The organism is Aeromonas allosaccharophila (assembly GCF_016026615.1).
GTDB classification, from domain to species: Bacteria; Pseudomonadota; Gammaproteobacteria; order Enterobacterales; family Aeromonadaceae; genus Aeromonas; species Aeromonas allosaccharophila.
Genome location: NZ_CP065745.1, coordinates 1,011,604 through 1,026,798, shown reverse-complemented (window position 1 = coordinate 1,026,798; position 15,195 = coordinate 1,011,604). Strand labels below are relative to the sequence as shown.

Below are 15,195 nucleotides of genomic sequence, written 5' to 3'. Positions count from 1 at the left end.
AGTCAATGGACTATCTCTTTATTTGGTTGTCACCAACGCCCAGGGGCCACCTTTGGCGGGATCATCCCCCTGCGTCCACCATTTGGCCTGATAGACGGCGCCCTTGTAGCTCACCTTGCTGCCAGCGGTATAGACCTTGCTGGCCTCCCAGGCTGGCTGACCATCAACGGGCGGGTCAACCGGATCGATCGGGGCGGGATCGAGCTTGGCGACGATCCGCACTTTCGGCCAGTTCGCGTGGGAGCCGTAGAAGTTGGTCACGCACTTCTCGTAATCACCCGGTACCAGCGCGGAATAAGCGGTCTGGAAGCCCACCAGCTCGCACTCAAAGGAGTAACCACCCGGTCGATCCGGATAGTATTTCCAGTTGCCATCCCAGTTGGTGTAGAGCACGTCGGTGGCGCCGTTGAGATTGAGGCTGCCATAAGGAGTCTGCTGCCAGCAGGTATTCTTCTCATCCGCCTTGATCGGGATCTGGTAGTGATTGGCCAGCCCTTCCCAGTAACGGATGCGATTGACCGGCTGCCCCTTGTCCTTGTTCTGTTCGCCACACTCGATACCGCCGTTGATGACGTTGATGGTGGTGCCAAAGCCATAGCCGATACCGGCGTCAGCTTCCCGTTTGGAAGGTACCCAGGTGCGATCAATCACGTGCAGCATGGCCGGTTTCGGGGCCTGCGGGGTGAGGAAGAACCAGATGGCCGAAGCGAGGTTGAGCCAGGAGTCCGCCACCAGCCCCGGGTTGTTGAGCAGCACGGAGGCATCGCCGTCAAACATCGCTTCGGAGAAGGCGCCGTAGTTGAAGTGGTAGGAGAGCTGCTTGGCGCCGCGGCCGAAGTACCCCTGACCGGTGCTGCAGGGCCACTTCTTGTTCTGCCAGTCGTTCTGACCACAGCCGGTGGTGTAACCGGTCTGCCCCTCTGACCAGCCCATCTCCCGCACATGCACCAGCGCCTGCTGCCACTCTTCCAACCCCAGCGGGTTATCGGAGACGTTCTCCTTGGCGATATGGCCGCCGGTCTCCTGAGAGAAGTGGGCAAAGGCCGTCACAATGGATTTTTTACAAATGACATCGGCATCACGCCCGTCGGTATATTCGCCGCAGAACGCAGGGAATTTACCGATGGCCCGCAAGAAGCGGACATAGGTATATTCCGGCGCCGCCATCTGGGTTAAATATTCCCATTCAGATTGGGGAAATACCCGTTCAACCCGTTTTACGTTGTCAGGATTGCTTGCCAGACCCGGTTCAATGGCATCGACTATTTTATTTGACCGGGTGGCCAATGCCTTGGCCCATATTGCATACATGGGATTGGCCGTCTTGGCTTTTTCCATGGCGGCCAGATCCGGTGCCGCAATCACATATCCCCCCGCATTTTGCGGATCGGGTTGAATATTCATGGCTGCACTCATTGCGACATAGCTTGGCAATGCGCAGGCAGCGGCGATCAGCCAGGCGCAACGCTTGGGTTTGAACATATTTACCGTCCTTGTTTGGAAATAACGCGCTCCAAGAGTAGGTGTTCCAACAACTAAATTCACGATGATAATTAAGAAACAGGCAGAATTTGTGAGCCATTTCACCTTGTGATATTCAGGGCAGCTGAAACGAAGAAAAAGAACTCAAACGACAACACAAAAGCGTGATCTATCGCCAGTTTTTAGAAGAGTGAGACGGTCAGATGAACTGTCAGCAACTCATTATTCGAGATGCAAAAAAAATGACTGACACGCTCAGCCTGTCAGTCATCATCAATGTTCAAGAAAAATGCTCAAGAGAGCCGGACGTCAGGTGCGCACGGCTCGGATCAGGATATTGCGCGGGGTCATGGGTTTGGCACAGAACTCCCCCACTTCGACCCGATAGCCCTGCTCTTGCAAAAAGAGCGCGCGATCCAGCGCCAGCCAGATCTCGAGGGGACGGCGAAACAGATGGCGCACCAGCTCCATGCGGGCGACATCGCCAAAGCGGCGCTCCCCGAGTGCCAAAAAGGCGGGATAATCGAGCCCGGCGGGCAGCGCTATCCCTTTGCGCTCGGCAGCCCAAACGCAGAATGCCTCGAAGGTGCCGGTCAGCAGGCTCTTTTGCATATTGGGCACCGGCAGATACTCATCAACCCCGCGCACCTGACGCTGCAGGCAGTCAAATCCGAGCCGCCACACCACTTCCTGCTCCCGCAGGCGGGCGATCCGTGCGCCGCCGGTCACCGTCTCCTGCAGTGGCAGCTTGAGGTCTGCCTTGCTCAACACCAGCTCGCTGGCGTTGGCCGCTGCCGACAGCGGGCGATAGTGGCTGGTGCGGATCAGGTGGTAACAACAGGGAGAGATGGTCACTCCGCTGGCACTGCGTTCGGCCACTCGCTCCAGCAGATGGGTGTGCAGCTCGCCACAGGCATGGAGTGCCATAGCATGGTGTTCGGGGGCGATCAGCGCCGCCGACTCGGGGGCAAAGGCATCGGCGCAGGTAAAGGTCATATTGGCGCCATCCCGCTCGGCCAGCAGCCGCCCTTCGTCGCAGAGCTGATCTTGCAGCTCCAGACTGAGGATCGAAGCCTGTCGATGGAGCGATACCAGCCGCCCGAGGTGGCCCTTGCCGGCACACCACTCCAGATAGGGGCCCTGATGAGCCGGCAGACAGGCGGTAAACGACTCGATCTGGGCCTGCTTGCGCCCCGGCATGTGCAGCGCCATCTCCTTGCTGCAGGTGATGGGCTCCGGGGTAAAAGGGGCAAGCTGGCTGAGTTGCTGCAGCTCGGCCCCCTCGGCAATCCAGGGGGCAAGCAGCGTGCTGAGGGCATCCATATCCGCATCGAGCTCCGCCAACTGGGTCAGCGTCAGCCCATCGAGCTGCGCCGCCAGATCGGGCGCCTCATCGGCAAAGGCCATGGTCAGATGATGATATGGCTGATATTGCCACCAGCGCCGATAGCGGGTGAGCAGTCGATCCAGTTGTTGAAAACGTTGAGCCAGCACGAATGCCCCTGCCTTGCAGTCAAAAAAGAGGCTCATTCTAGCGATCCCGCTTCAAATTGCACCCTCAATACCTTGTCATCAGTGCCACGCGACAACACAGCCAACCAGTGACCGAGGGCAGACCTGACAAAGTACGGGGTTTTATGCTATATTCCGCCCCCTCTTTCACGCGCCCCGCCAACGCGGGTCGCTTTACACTAGCTATGGGACCAACAACATGACCATCAACGCCATTCTGCAAGCGCGCGCGGGCGCCAAGTGTGAACTGTGCAGCGCCGAGCAGGCGCTGACCGCCTTCGTGGTGCCTCACTCCCCCGCCAGCGACGATGATCACAGCGTTGCTATCTGTGATACCTGCCGTGGTCAGCTGGAACAACCGGATACCCTGGTGGTCAACCACTGGCGTTGCCTGAGCGACAGCATGTGGAGCCAGGTGCCTGCGGTGCAGGTGATGGCATGGCGCCAGCTCAAAGCTCTCTCCGGCAAGGGTGAGGTGTGGGCTCAGGATCTGCTGGACATGATGTACATGGAAGACGAGGCCAAGGCGTGGGCCGAAGCCGGACTGGCTGACGAAGATGACGACAGCACGCCGACCGTTGACTCCAACGGCGCCGTGCTGCAAGAGGGCGACTCCGTCACCCTGATCAAGGATCTGGACGTGAAAGGCGCCGGTTTCACCGCCAAGCGCGGCACCCTGGTCAAGGGCATCCGTCTGACCAACAACCCGCTCCATATCGAAGGCAAAGTCAACGGCGTGCAGATCGTACTGGTTGCAGCCTACCTGAAAAAGGCCTAATCCAAGCGCGATTGCGCTGCTGACAGAGCATTGGCACAACGGAAAAAGGATGGCGTCACGCCATCCTTTTTTATACCCGCTTGTCGCAAACGGCCAATTTGAGCCCATAACAGGCCAGCCAAAGCAAAAAGGCGCATCCGGATGGACGCGCCTTGTTTACCTGGCCGATGCCGTTAACCGGCAGCGGGAACGGTCACTCAGGAGGAGAGTTTGCCGTCCAGCTCTGCAATTTTCGCAGACCAGTAGGCCGGGCCGGTTTCGTGGATATTGTTGCCTTCGGAGTCGACCGCAACGGTCACCGGCATATCTTCCACTTCAAACTCGTAGATCGCTTCCATGCCGAGATCGGCAAAGGCCACCACGCGCGCCTTCTTGATGGCCTTGGCCACCAGATAGGCGGCGCCGCCCACCGCCATCAGATAGACGGCCTTGTGCTGCTTGATGCTCTCGACGGTTTTCGGGCCACGCTCGGATTTACCGATCATGCCGATAAGGCCGGTTTCACCCAGCATCATGTCGGTGAACTTGTCCATCCGGGTAGAGGTGGTGGGGCCTGCCGGGCCGACCACTTCGTCACGCACCGCATCGACCGGGCCTACGTAGTAGATGAAGCGGTTGGTGAAATCGACCCCTTCCGGCAGCCCTTCGCCATTTTTCAGCATGTCGGCGATGCGCTTGTGGGCGGCGTCGCGACCGGTGAGGATCTTGCCGGAGAGCAGCACGGTATCGCCGCTCTTCCAGCTGGCCAGCTCGGCCTTGGTGATGCCATCGACGTTGACGCGGCGCACGTTGCCACCCGCTTCACGGGTGATCTCCGGCCAGTCGCTCAGTTTCGGTGGGGTCAGTTCGGCAGGGCCTGAACCATCCAGTTCGAAGTGAACGTGACGGGTAGCGGCGCAGTTGGGGATCATCACCACCGGTTTGGAGGCAGCGTGAGTCGGCGCGGATTTAACCTTCACATCCAGCACGGTAGTCAGGCCGCCCAGACCCTGGGCACCGATCCCCAGCTTGTTGACCTTGTCGTAGAGCTCGACCCGCAGCTTCTCTTCGGTGGTCTCGGGACCACGGGCGATCAGCTCCTGAATGTCGATGTGCTCCATCAGCGCCTCTTTGGCCAGTACCGCGGCTTTCTCGGCGGTACCGCCGATACCGATGCCCAGCATGCCGGGGGGGCACCAGCCTGCGCCCATGGTCGGCACGGTTTTCAGTACCCACTCGACCACATCATCTGAGGGGTTGAGCATCACCATCTTGGATTTGTTCTCGGAGCCGCCGCCTTTGGCCGCGATGCTCACTTCCACCTTGTTGCCGGGGATCATGTCGATATGGACCACAGCAGGGGCGTTGTCTTTGGTATTCTTGCGACTGCCAGCCGGATCGGCCAGCACAGAGGCGCGCAGCGGGTTGTCAGGATTGGTGTAGGCACGGCGAGTGCCTTCGTCCACCATCTCCTGCACCGTCATGTCGCTGTCCCACTGGACCTGCATGCCGATCTTGACGAAACAGGTCACGATGCCGGTGTCCTGGCAGAGCGGACGATGGCCTTCGGCGGACATGCGGGAGTTGATCAGGATCTGGGCCAGGGCATCTTTGGCGGCCGGGTTGGCCTCGCGGTCATAGGCCGCTTTGGCTGCCTGGACAAAATCCAACGGGTGGTAATAGGAGATGTACTGGAGGGCATCTGCGATAGAATCGATGAAATCCTGTTTTTTTATAATGCTCATATCATCCTCACTGGTCCTTATCCCTGCCAAAAGGCAGAGCAAGGGCTTCCATATGATGGGCCGTGCTGACGTGCTGGCTAAAAACTATCAACCAGCAAAAAACGAACGACACGGCAGTTTTTTCTTAAGTCACCGGCACCTATGATACGCTTGCCCACCAGCACCGACTAGGGTTCGGGAACTAAACTGTTGCCTGTGTAACATAAAATGACGCCAACACTTCATATCCATCATCTAGACCATCGCGCTGAACTCCATCAGCTTTTTGCCCGTCTGCAACATCAGCCATGGGCCATGTTGCTGGAATCGGCAGGGCCACTCGGCGCCGACAACGGCGTTGATATCATCAGCGCCGATCCGCTGGCGACCTTAGAGACCTGTGGCCTGGTCACCACCCTCACCCGGCATGGCGAGACCAGCGAGCACCATGAAGATCCCCTCGCCCTGCTGGCCCATACCCAGCAAGAGCTTCTGGGGGAGCTGGATCTGTGCGCCACTCGCCTTCCCTTTATTGGCGGCGCCCTCGGTCTGTTTGGCTATGATCTGGGCCGCCGCTTCGAGCGACTGCCAGTGCAGGCTGCCGCCGATATCGCGGTGCCGGACATGGCGGTGGGCATCTACGACTGGGCGCTGCTGCGCCATGTGGCGAGCGGCGACTGGCAACTGGTTCACTGGGGGGATGAAGCGGGCCTTGCCAAGCGGCTGGCCTGGCTCGAGCAACAACAGGCCGCCCCGCTCCCCGCTTTTTCCTTGCAGGGGGCGTGGCAGAGCAATATGAGCCGCGCGGAATATGGCGAGAAGTTTGCCCGCATTCAGGAATACCTTGCCGCGGGGGATTGCTACCAGATCAACCTGACCCAACGTTTCAGCGCCCCCTATCAGGGGGATGAGTGGCACGCCTATTGCCTGCTGGCGGCCGCCAACAAGGCCCCCTTCTCTGCCTTTATCCGCCTGCCGGACAGTGCGCTGCTGAGCCTCTCCCCCGAGCGGTTCCTGCTGCTCGATGGCCGCCATATCGAAACCAAGCCCATCAAGGGCACTCGCCCTCGCCACCCCGATCCGGCGACCGATCGAAAAGCCGCGCAGGAACTGGCACAGGCGGACAAGGACAGATCAGAGAATCTGATGATCGTTGATCTGCTGCGCAACGACATCGGTCGGGTCAGCCGGCTGGGCTCGGTCAGCGTGCCTCATCTATTTAGCGTGGAGTCGTTTCCGGCGGTACATCATCTGGTCTCCACCATCCACGGTGAGCTGGATGCGCGCTGGCAAGGGGTCGATCTGCTGCGAGCCTGTTTCCCGGGCGGTTCGATCACCGGCGCCCCCAAGATCCGTGCCATGGAGATCATCGAGGAGCTGGAGCCCCAGCGCCGCAATGCCTATTGCGGCAGCATCGGCTATCTCAGCCAGCATGGCCGGATGGATACCAGCATCTGCATTCGTACCCTGATCGCCGAAGCGGGTCGTCTGCACTGTTGGGCGGGGGGCGGTATCATCGCTGACTCCGACGCCGACAGCGAATATCAGGAGACCTATGACAAGGTCGCCCGCATTCTGCCGCCACTGTCTGCGCTGTAACCCCGACCAGCAACCGCATCAAAGATGGAGCTGCCTCCCATGGATCGCCACGAACTGCTGACCCGCTTCCAGTTGCAGCAACCCGCCCCGGCCCACCGCCTCGCCATTGGCGGGCTCAGCCCGGCGGCGGTGTTGATCCCGGTGGTGATGCGCGACGAGGGGCTCAGCGTGTTATTGACCCGGCGCAGTCCCCGGCTGCGTCATCATGGGGGGCAGATCAGCTTCCCCGGTGGACGGCAGGATCCGGGCGATGAGAACCTGATCGCCACGGCGTTGCGGGAGACCGAAGAGGAGCTCGGCATTCCGGCTCGGCTGATCGAGGTGATCGGCACCCTCAACCCGCTCAATACGGTGTCACGATTCGAGGTGCTGCCGGTGCTGGGGCTACTCGATGGCGACTATCCCCTCATCCTGAGTCCGGATGAAGTAGATCACGCCTTCGAAGTGCCGCTGACTCATCTGCTGGATCGGCGCAACCACATCCCCCTGACCCTTGCCAGAGGCGGAAAACAGCACACCATCTACTGGATCCCCTGGCAACAGCACTTTATCTGGGGGGCCACCGCCAGCATGATCAACCAGCTAGCCCGGCACCTTGCGAGATAACATCTCGATTACATTTCCCAGCGCAAAATTAGTCCATTAACACTAAACTAACGTGCCAGATGATAAACAAAAATTGAACTTTTCTTGTTTTGATCACATTTCCATAAGAAAGTGCGGTTTTCTGTGCCGTAAAGATGAATTTGATCAACATTTTTGATTAAAAAAACCGTATCCTTGCGCCGACTTAATAAGAACCACACATTCGGGGTGAGATAGATGTCAAACACAGTCACTGGCACGCAGGGAGTTGCGGCGTCAACAGAGCAAGGGATCCGCTCTACTCAAACCACTCGTTGGGAAAAACGCGACTCTACCTGGGTCATCAGCCTGTTCGGGACCGCGGTTGGCGCGGGTATCCTGTTCCTGCCGATCAACGCGGGTATGGGCGGTTTCTGGCCGCTGGTCGTCATGGCGCTGCTGGTGGGTCCAATGACCTATCTGGCCCACCGTGGTCTGGCCCGCTTCGTGCTCTCCTCCAAAAAGCCCAATGCAGACATCACCGAAGTGGTGGAAGAGCACTTTGGCGTGGGGGCCGGTAAATTAATCACCCTGCTCTACTTCTTCGCCATCTACCCCATCGTGCTGATCTACGGCGTGGGTATCACCAACACCGTCGAAAGCTTCATGGTCAACCAGCTGCAGATGAGTGCCCCACCGCGCTGGATCCTCTCCATCGTGCTGATCATGGGCATGATGTCGGTGATGCTGGCCGGTGAGAAGCTGATGCTGAAAGTCACCGAGTTCCTGGTTTACCCGCTGATCATCATTCTGGCCGGTATCTCTTTGTACCTCATTCCAGACTGGACCGGCGCCGCGCTGGAGCAAGTGCCCTCCGCCAAAGATTTCGCCACCACCCTGTGGCTGACCATCCCGGTACTGGTCTTCTCCTTCAACCACAGCCCGGCCATCTCCAGCTTCTCGCTGGCACAGCGCCGCGATCACGGTGATCACGCCGTCCAGAAAGCCGATGCCATCCTCAAGCGTACCGCCATGGTGCTGCTGGGCTTCGTGATGTTCTTCGTCTTCTCCTGCGTCATGAGCCTGACACCCGCCCAGCTGGCAGAAGCCAAGGCACAGAACATCGCCGTGCTCTCCTATCTGGCGAACCAGCATGCCAGCCCCATCATCTCCTACTTCGGTCCGCTGGTTGCGTTCGTGGCCATCGTCTCCTCCTTCTTCGGCCACTATCTGGGTGCCCGTGAAGGTCTGAAAGGGATGATCGTGCAGAACATGCGCAACTCCGGCAAAGAGCCGAATGCCAAGAAAGTCGAGATGTTCATCATCGCCTTCTTCATCCTGACCCTGTGGGGCACCGCTGTGGCTAACCCCTCCATCCTGGGCATGATTGAATCCTTGGGCGGCCCGATCATCGCTACCATCCTGTTCATCATGCCGATGTACGCCATCAAGCGCGTACCGGCCATGGCGAAGTATCAGGGCCATATCAGCAACGCCTTCGTTGCGACCATGGGGATGATCGCCATCTCTGCCATCCTCTATCAGCTGGTTGGTTAATCTCCGCAACCTCCTCTGATAGCAAAAAAGCCAGCCGAACATTCGGCTGGCTTTTTTTTATGGCTGTGCCCCAATGACGTGTTGCATGGGGGGCCCTAGCGCCTCATGCAAACACGCTTTGATATTTACGCCCCTCCCGTAACTCTCCAGCATCCTGCGCCAACCTAGCTAGTTCTTCAGGTAGTGCGTCGCCACGCCATGGAACCGATCCATCCACTCTTTCAACCGATGGTGATACCCGTTCACGTGCTGGATGTGATACGCACCAACCACCCGTTCGCCTTGGCGATTGTGCACTACCTGATGGGTTACGCCCTGCTCTTTGCTGAAACTGGCATACGCACCCGCACCATCGCTACACAGCACAGCATCCGGTGACTGAATCGCCCCCAGCGCCCTAGATACCTCACAGCCTTAAAATGAGGCAACTATTGGAGGTGTTATGACCCGTCAGCGTTATCCAGAAACATTCAAAATCGAAGCCGTTAAACAAATCACCGAGCGCGGACGGCCAGTGGCTGACGTGGCACGCGCCCTTGGGGTATCCAGTCACAGTCTGTATACCTGGCTCAGGCAGTACGGTAAGCCCGCTGACCAGCAGCTCGAAGAGTCTGCCTTGCAAGCCGAGCTCCGCCGCCTGAAAGCCGAACTGCGCCAGGTCACCGAGGAGCGCAACATTTTAAAGGAGGCCGCCGCGTACTTTGCCAGCGAGTCAAGGAAAGGTACGCGTTCATAACCTCCCGGCTCGACCGCTACAGTGTCGTTACCCTGTGCCAGACCCTGGGGGTTCACCGAAGTGGCTTCTACGCGTGGCTGAAACAGCCCGCGTCGCCACGCCAGCAGGAGGACGAACGACTGATAGGATTGGTCAAGCAATCCTGGCTGGAAAGTGGTGCTGTCTACGGTTATCGCAAGATCCATCGCGACCTTCGTGACGCAGGGGAAGCCTGCGGCAAGCACCGTGTGGCCAAATTAATGAGGCGGGAAGGGCTGCGTTCGCAAACGGGCTATCAACGCCGCAAGGGGCATTATGGAGGCAAGAGCACGCAGGCGGCCCCAAACACGCTGGCACGTCAGTTTAAAGTGCCAGCCCCCAACCTCTCCTGGGTGACTGACATTACCTACATCCGTACTCAAGAAGGGTGGCTGTACCTGGCGGTGGTGCTCGACCTGTTCTCTCGCCAGATCGTCGGCTGGGCGATGAAGTCACGCATGACGGCAGACTTGGCGGTTGATGCGTTATTGATGGCCGTCTGGCGGCGCAAGCCCAAGCAGCCGGTACTGGTGCATTCGGATCAGGGCAGCCAGTTTACTGGTGGTGAATGGCAGGACTTTCTGAAGGCCCACAACCTGAGTTGCAGCATGAGCCGACGGGGTAACTGTCACGACAACGCGGTCGCCGAGAGCTTCTTCCAGTTGCTCAAACGGGAGCGGATCAAGCGCAGGATTTACGCGACAAGAGACGAAGCCCGCAGCGACGTATTTGATTATATCGAAATGTTTTACAACCCAATCAGACGCCATGGTTCCAATGATGGGCTGTCACCGGTAGAGTTTGAAAGGCAGTTTATTTGTCAGCAACAGAGTGTCTAGAAAACCAGAGGTGATTCAATCGCAGATATGAAAAAAGGGCCCGCAGGCCCTTAAAAAAGTAACGATGTTATCCACCAAACAGATGGTGGCTGACGATGAACAGGCCGCCGGAGAGCAGCATGGTCAGCGGCAGGGTCAACACCCAGGCCATCAGTATGGTCTTGATGGTCTGGCTCTGCAGGCCGGATTTGTTGGCAATCATGGTCCCCGCCACCGCAGAAGAGAGGATGTGGGTAGTAGACACCGGCATACCGGTCAGACTGGCGACCCCGATGGAGGTTGCAGCCGTGATCTGGGCCGCGATGCCCTGACTGTAGGTCATACCGGTGGTGCCGATCTTCTCGCCCACGGTATGGACGATACGACGCCAGCCCACCATGGTGCCGCAACCGAGCGCCAGTGCGATGGAGACGATCACCCAGGTCGGTGCGTATTCAGCGGTCGCGGTCAGATCCTTGCGCCATTTGGCCAGATCGGTCAGCTCCTTGGCGGGCAGCGGCAGCTTGGCAGCCTTGCGGGCAGTGTCATCGATACAGAGCAGCAGACGACGCACTTCACGGCGATCAGTCAGGCTCATCTGATCATAAGTACGCACGGCAGCCAGACGGGCATCCAGGGTAGCCATCGCCTGCAGCACGCCATCGGCGGAGCAGTGGGTCATCAGCTCTTCCTGAGCCGTTACCGGTGCAGAGAAGTTGATGACGCCAGAGAGAGCTGGCTGGTTGCGCTGGTAGATCTCCATGATGCGCTGGTTGGCATCCTGAGTCCGGTCCAGATCATAGGAGCGGCTGCTCATGTCCAGCGCAAAATAGGCGGGCGCCATGCAGATCAGCACCAGCATCACCAGACCGATGCCCTTCTGGCCATCGTTGGAGCCGTGCACGAAGCTGACGCCCATGGCAGAAGCCACCAGGGTCAGACGTGCCCAGAACGGCGGGTGTTTCTTGCCATCCACCAGCTGACGCTCTTCCGGCGTTTTGTGGATCTTGTTGCTGGTCCAGATGCGCTTCATCGCCAGCAGCAGCAGCGCCGCGATGATGAAACCGATGGTGGGAGAGATAATGAGGGAAAGCATGATGTCGATCGCTTTGCCCACGTTGATCCCCTCTGTCACCGGTTTATGGGTGATCCAGGCATAGGCGCCGCCTACCCCCAGAATGGAACCGATCAAGGTATGTGAACTGGAGGCCGGGATCCCGAAGAACCAGGTACCCAGGTTCCACACGATGGCGGAAAACAGCAAGGAGAAGACCATGATCAACCCTTGGGTGGAATCCATCCCAAGCAGCAGGTCGATGGGCAGCAGATGGACAATGGCATAGGCCACTCCCAGACCGCCGAACATGACGCCGAAAAAGTTGAAGATCCCAGATGCGACCACCGCCAAGTGAGCCGGCATCGCCTTGGTATAGATAACCGTTGCTACCGCGTTGGCGGTATCGTGAAAGCCGTTGATAAATTCATAGGCAAGCACAAAAAAAACGGCCAATACCAAACCGATTGACCACCACAAACCCAAACCACTAAACATTTCAAACATAAAAAAAAGCCTGTTTATGAGTTGCGGCGGATTATGCCAGATGGCGGCCAACACCATAGCCACCATTGAAATATTTCAGCCATAAAAAAAAAGAGCTTTTTGGTAAAAAATATCCTAGAGCCAGTCTTTATGCGGCTTGCCATTGATTAATTAAAGCCATCAATGATTGCGCGAAAGGGCAAAAATAGCTGATATTTAAGCCAATAATTTCATTTTTATGACGTTTTTATGACATAAAAATGGGCGAAAAAGGTGATAAAACACCCCTGCTCTGCCAATCTCATCCGACCAGCACCTCAAACCCCATACCCGTTTGATTCCAGATGCAAAAAGGGAGCACCTTGTGCTCCCTTGAATCGTTGCAGTGCAGCTGGTTATCAGTCCTGATTAATGCGGCTGGCAACAGCGCCCTGCTGGCTCTTGTACTTGGCATTTTCCCGCTTGTTGTACGGACGGGCGGCGGCGCCGGAGAGCATCTCGAAGTTCAAGGCGCCGATCTTCATCTTCGGGCGCAGCGCCAGCGGCAGTTTGCCGCCGTTGTAGAACTCCAGCACGATGCGACCGGACCAACCCGGATCGATGCGGTGCGCGGTCACATGAACCATCAGACCCAGGCGCGCCAATGAAGAGCGGCCATCCAGCCAGCCCACGATATCGGCAGGCAGAGTGACCGATTCATAGGTCACCGCCAGCGCCAACTGGCCCGGGTGCAGATAGAAGGCTTCACCATCGGGGACGTGGATCTCGTCACTCATCACCCGATCGATGGCATCGGCCATCTCGCTGCTCGGACCGCTCAGATCAATATAGGGAGCGGTATGATCGCGAAACACCCGAAACTCGTTACCCAGCAGCACATCGACACTGACACCACTGATCCGCTCTACCCCGGGCCGTGGCTCAATGACGATCTTGCCTTCATCCAGATGGCGTTCAATATCGGTATCACACAGACGCATTGGGCGACTCTCCTGACAAATTGTGCTTTTAAAAAAGCCGGGCATCACCCGGCTTGTTTCATCTTAACCAATCAACATGTGGCGAATACGCGCCTTGAGCATGTCGATGGCGATGCGGTTCTTGCCCCCACGGGGCACGATCACATCGGCGTACTGTTTGGACGGCTCGATAAACTGCAGGAACATCGGACGCACCGTCTTCTGATACTGCTTGAGCACGGAGTCCATGGTACGGCCACGCTCCTGCACGTCACGCACCAGACGGCGCAGCAGGCAGATGTCGAGCGGAGTATCCATGAAGATGGAGGCATCCATCAGATCCCTCAGACGGCTGTCGGTCAGCAGCAGGATCCCTTCCAGAATGATCACCCGGCGCGGCGCAAACGGGGTCACTTCGCTCATCCGGGTATGTTCGGTGTAGGAGTACTGGGGAATGGCGACCGCATCACCTTTGACCAGCTGGCTCAGGTGCTGTACCAGCAGGTCGTGGTCCAGCGCATTGGGGTGGTCATAGTTGGTCTTGACCCGTTCTTCCATGGTCAGGTGGGTCTGATCACGGTAGTAGCAATCTTCGGTGATCACACCAATCTGACCTGCGCCCAGTTCGGCCACCAGCTCTTCATAAATGGTCTGGGCGATAAGACTTTTGCCAGACGCAGATGCGCCCGCAATACCGATGATCACACACGAATGTTGAGTATCAGACATGACAAATACCTAAAAGAGAAGAGCAGTGGGGATGGTTTAAACCGATCCATTATATAAAAAAGGGTGGGTCATGCCCACCCTCAATTCCCTTTCAAGTGACCGATAGCCGATTATTCATCCAGTGCCATGGCATAGAGGGGGGTCGCAATCGGTTTTGCGCTGAAAAAGAGTTCAGCCCCTACCCTGCGCGCCAGTTTCAAATAGGCCTGAGCCAGGCTCCCTTCCGGTGCGCCGAACACCGTCGGGCAGCCATCATCCATGTGCTGGCGGATATCGATGTGCAGCGGCAACTGGCCAAGCAGCGCCACTTGATACTGCTCTGCCATCTTCTGGCCGCCACCGGTACCAAACAACGGCTCATGGTGACCGCAGGCACTGCAGACGTGGTAACTCATGTTCTCGATGATGCCGAGCACCGGCACATTGACCTTGTTGAACATGGCGATCCCCTTGCGGGCATCGGCCAGCGCCACATCTTGCGGGGTAGTGACGATCACTGCCGCCGAAGTCGGCACCTGCTGGGCCATGGTGAGCTGGATGTCGCCGGTGCCCGGCGGCATGTCCACCACCAGATAATCCACTTCACCCCAACGGGTTTCATGGAGGATCTGCGCCAGCGCCTTGCTCGCCATCGGGCCACGCCAGATGGTGGCATCCTGCTCTGAGACCAGATAGCCGATGCTGTTGCTCTTGAGGCCACAGGCCATCACCGGCTCCATCAGCTTGCCGTCATGACTGACCGGGCGCTCCTTGAGGGTGCCCATCATGGTGGGAATGGAGGGGCCATAGATATCGGCGTCGAGGATGGCGACCCGCGCCCCCTCTTTTTGCAGCGCCAGCGCCAGGTTGACCGCGGTGGTGGATTTGCCCACCCCGCCCTTGCCGGAAGCAACCACGATGATGTTGCGAATGCCCTGCACGGCGTTGAGCCCCTGCGCCCGTGGCATGCTGGCGACGTCAATCTCAAGTGCCCAGTCGATACGGGCGGCGCCAGTGGCGCTGCGCAGCCTGGCATCGTAGTTCTCTTTGAGCTGATCGAGCAGCGAGAGACCGGCAAACGGCAATACCAGCCGGATAGTAAGCCCCTGACCCTGATTGATGATCTCGCGAACGAATCCGGCATCCACCAGATCCTTGTGCCAGCCTGCTGGCTTAAATTCGGCGAGGATCTGTTTTACTGAATCAATCACCATTAACTCC

General features: G+C 58.1%; 12 protein-coding genes and 1 pseudogene. 5 read left to right on the top strand and 8 right to left on the bottom strand.

Annotated features, from left to right (window positions below; all coding sequences use genetic code 11):
* Positions 1 to 18: 18 nt before the first annotated feature.
* Together I6G90_RS04510 and I6G90_RS04505 are read right to left on the bottom strand one after the other, a co-directional pair.
* Entirely contained in the window at positions 19 to 1,482 is a 1,464-nt protein-coding gene (locus tag I6G90_RS04510; protein ID WP_197929924.1) for a chitinase, read from the bottom strand.
* A gap of 309 nt (positions 1,483 to 1,791) precedes the next feature.
* Positions 1,792 to 3,012, bottom strand: a complete 1,221-nt coding sequence (locus I6G90_RS04505) for a methyltransferase (RefSeq protein ID WP_197929922.1) — start codon at positions 3,010 to 3,012, stop codon at positions 1,792 to 1,794.
* A gap of 181 nt (positions 3,013 to 3,193) precedes the next feature.
* Between I6G90_RS04505 and I6G90_RS04500 the strand changes: the two genes are divergently transcribed.
* The gene (locus tag I6G90_RS04500; RefSeq protein ID WP_033136973.1) at positions 3,194 to 3,772 is read left to right on the top strand and encodes a PhnA domain-containing protein; all 579 of its coding nucleotides are present in this window, start codon (positions 3,194 to 3,196) and stop codon (positions 3,770 to 3,772) included.
* Positions 3,773 to 3,969: 197 nt separating this feature from the next.
* On the opposite strand, the gene I6G90_RS04495 is transcribed toward I6G90_RS04500, so the two are convergent.
* Positions 3,970 to 5,496 (bottom strand): fumarate hydratase, encoded by a 1,527-nt coding sequence (locus I6G90_RS04495; protein ID WP_042061720.1) that lies wholly within the window; start codon positions 5,494 to 5,496, stop codon positions 3,970 to 3,972.
* A 294-nt stretch (positions 5,497 to 5,790) separates the two neighbouring features.
* On the opposite strand from I6G90_RS04495, the gene pabB reads away from it, so the two are divergent.
* From pabB to I6G90_RS04480, 3 genes are all read left to right on the top strand, one after another.
* Positions 5,791 to 7,074, top strand: coding sequence for an aminodeoxychorismate synthase component I (gene pabB, locus I6G90_RS04490; protein WP_232254450.1), 1,284 nt, complete (start codon positions 5,791 to 5,793; stop codon positions 7,072 to 7,074).
* Positions 7,075 to 7,113: 39 nt separating this feature from the next.
* Positions 7,114 to 7,680 (top strand): CoA pyrophosphatase, encoded by a 567-nt coding sequence (locus I6G90_RS04485; RefSeq protein WP_197929918.1) that lies wholly within the window; start codon positions 7,114 to 7,116, stop codon positions 7,678 to 7,680.
* A gap of 216 nt (positions 7,681 to 7,896) precedes the next feature.
* Positions 7,897 to 9,195 carry a serine/threonine transporter gene (locus tag I6G90_RS04480; protein WP_197929916.1) on the top strand — a complete coding sequence of 433 codons (1,299 nt, stop codon included), beginning with the start codon at positions 7,897 to 7,899 and terminating at the stop codon, positions 9,193 to 9,195.
* 57 nt (positions 9,196 to 9,252) lie between these two features.
* On the opposite strand, the pseudogene I6G90_RS04475 reads toward I6G90_RS04480, so the two are convergent.
* A pseudogene (locus I6G90_RS04475) lies at positions 9,253 to 9,579 on the bottom strand (IS1595 family transposase); the annotation flags it as partial.
* Positions 9,580 to 9,637: 58 nt separating this feature from the next.
* Between I6G90_RS04475 and I6G90_RS04470 the strand changes: the two are divergent.
* Positions 9,638 to 10,788, top strand: a protein-coding gene (locus tag I6G90_RS04470; protein ID WP_197929914.1) for an IS3 family transposase whose coding sequence is annotated in 2 segments (ribosomal slippage) — positions 9,638 to 9,866 and positions 9,866 to 10,788 — 1,152 coding nt in all. Because the reading frame shifts where the segments join, the coding sequence is not laid out codon by codon here.
* A gap of 67 nt (positions 10,789 to 10,855) precedes the next feature.
* Here the strand turns inward: I6G90_RS04470 and I6G90_RS04465 are convergent.
* From I6G90_RS04465 to apbC, 4 genes are all read right to left on the bottom strand, one after another.
* Positions 10,856 to 12,328 (bottom strand): inorganic phosphate transporter, encoded by a 1,473-nt coding sequence (locus tag I6G90_RS04465; protein WP_139409088.1) that lies wholly within the window; start codon positions 12,326 to 12,328, stop codon positions 10,856 to 10,858.
* 377 nt (positions 12,329 to 12,705) lie between these two features.
* A complete protein-coding gene (gene dcd / locus I6G90_RS04460; protein WP_042061717.1) occupies positions 12,706 to 13,287 on the bottom strand; it encodes a dCTP deaminase in 582 nt (193 codons plus the stop codon).
* 63 nt (positions 13,288 to 13,350) lie between these two features.
* A complete protein-coding gene (udk, locus tag I6G90_RS04455) occupies positions 13,351 to 13,995 on the bottom strand; it encodes a uridine kinase (RefSeq protein WP_005345570.1) in 645 nt (214 codons plus the stop codon).
* A 110-nt stretch (positions 13,996 to 14,105) separates the two neighbouring features.
* Positions 14,106 to 15,188 (bottom strand): iron-sulfur cluster carrier protein ApbC, encoded by a 1,083-nt coding sequence (gene apbC, locus I6G90_RS04450; RefSeq protein WP_005345574.1) that lies wholly within the window; start codon positions 15,186 to 15,188, stop codon positions 14,106 to 14,108.
* Positions 15,189 to 15,195 lie beyond the last annotated feature (7 nt).

Bases quoted from the DNA above. Each gene is read 5' to 3' on its own strand.
- I6G90_RS04510 (WP_197929924.1), bottom strand. From the start codon at position 1,482: ATGTTCAAACCCAAGCGTTGCGCCTGGCTGATCGCCGCTGCCTGCGCA.
- I6G90_RS04505 (WP_197929922.1), bottom strand. From the start codon at position 3,012: ATGAGCCTCTTTTTTGACTGCAAGGCAGGGGCATTCGTGCTGGCTCAA.
- I6G90_RS04500 (WP_033136973.1), top strand. From the start codon at position 3,194: ATGACCATCAACGCCATTCTGCAAGCGCGCGCGGGCGCCAAGTGTGAA.
- I6G90_RS04495 (WP_042061720.1), bottom strand. From the start codon at position 5,496: ATGAGCATTATAAAAAAACAGGATTTCATCGATTCTATCGCAGATGCC.
- pabB (WP_232254450.1), top strand. From the start codon at position 5,791: ATGTTGCTGGAATCGGCAGGGCCACTCGGCGCCGACAACGGCGTTGAT.
- I6G90_RS04485 (WP_197929918.1), top strand. From the start codon at position 7,114: ATGGATCGCCACGAACTGCTGACCCGCTTCCAGTTGCAGCAACCCGCC.
- I6G90_RS04480 (WP_197929916.1), top strand. From the start codon at position 7,897: ATGTCAAACACAGTCACTGGCACGCAGGGAGTTGCGGCGTCAACAGAG.
- I6G90_RS04465 (WP_139409088.1), bottom strand. From the start codon at position 12,328: ATGTTTGAAATGTTTAGTGGTTTGGGTTTGTGGTGGTCAATCGGTTTG.
- dcd (WP_042061717.1), bottom strand. From the start codon at position 13,287: ATGCGTCTGTGTGATACCGATATTGAACGCCATCTGGATGAAGGCAAG.
- udk (WP_005345570.1), bottom strand. From the start codon at position 13,995: ATGTCTGATACTCAACATTCGTGTGTGATCATCGGTATTGCGGGCGCA.
- apbC (WP_005345574.1), bottom strand. From the start codon at position 15,188: ATGGTGATTGATTCAGTAAAACAGATCCTCGCCGAATTTAAGCCAGCA.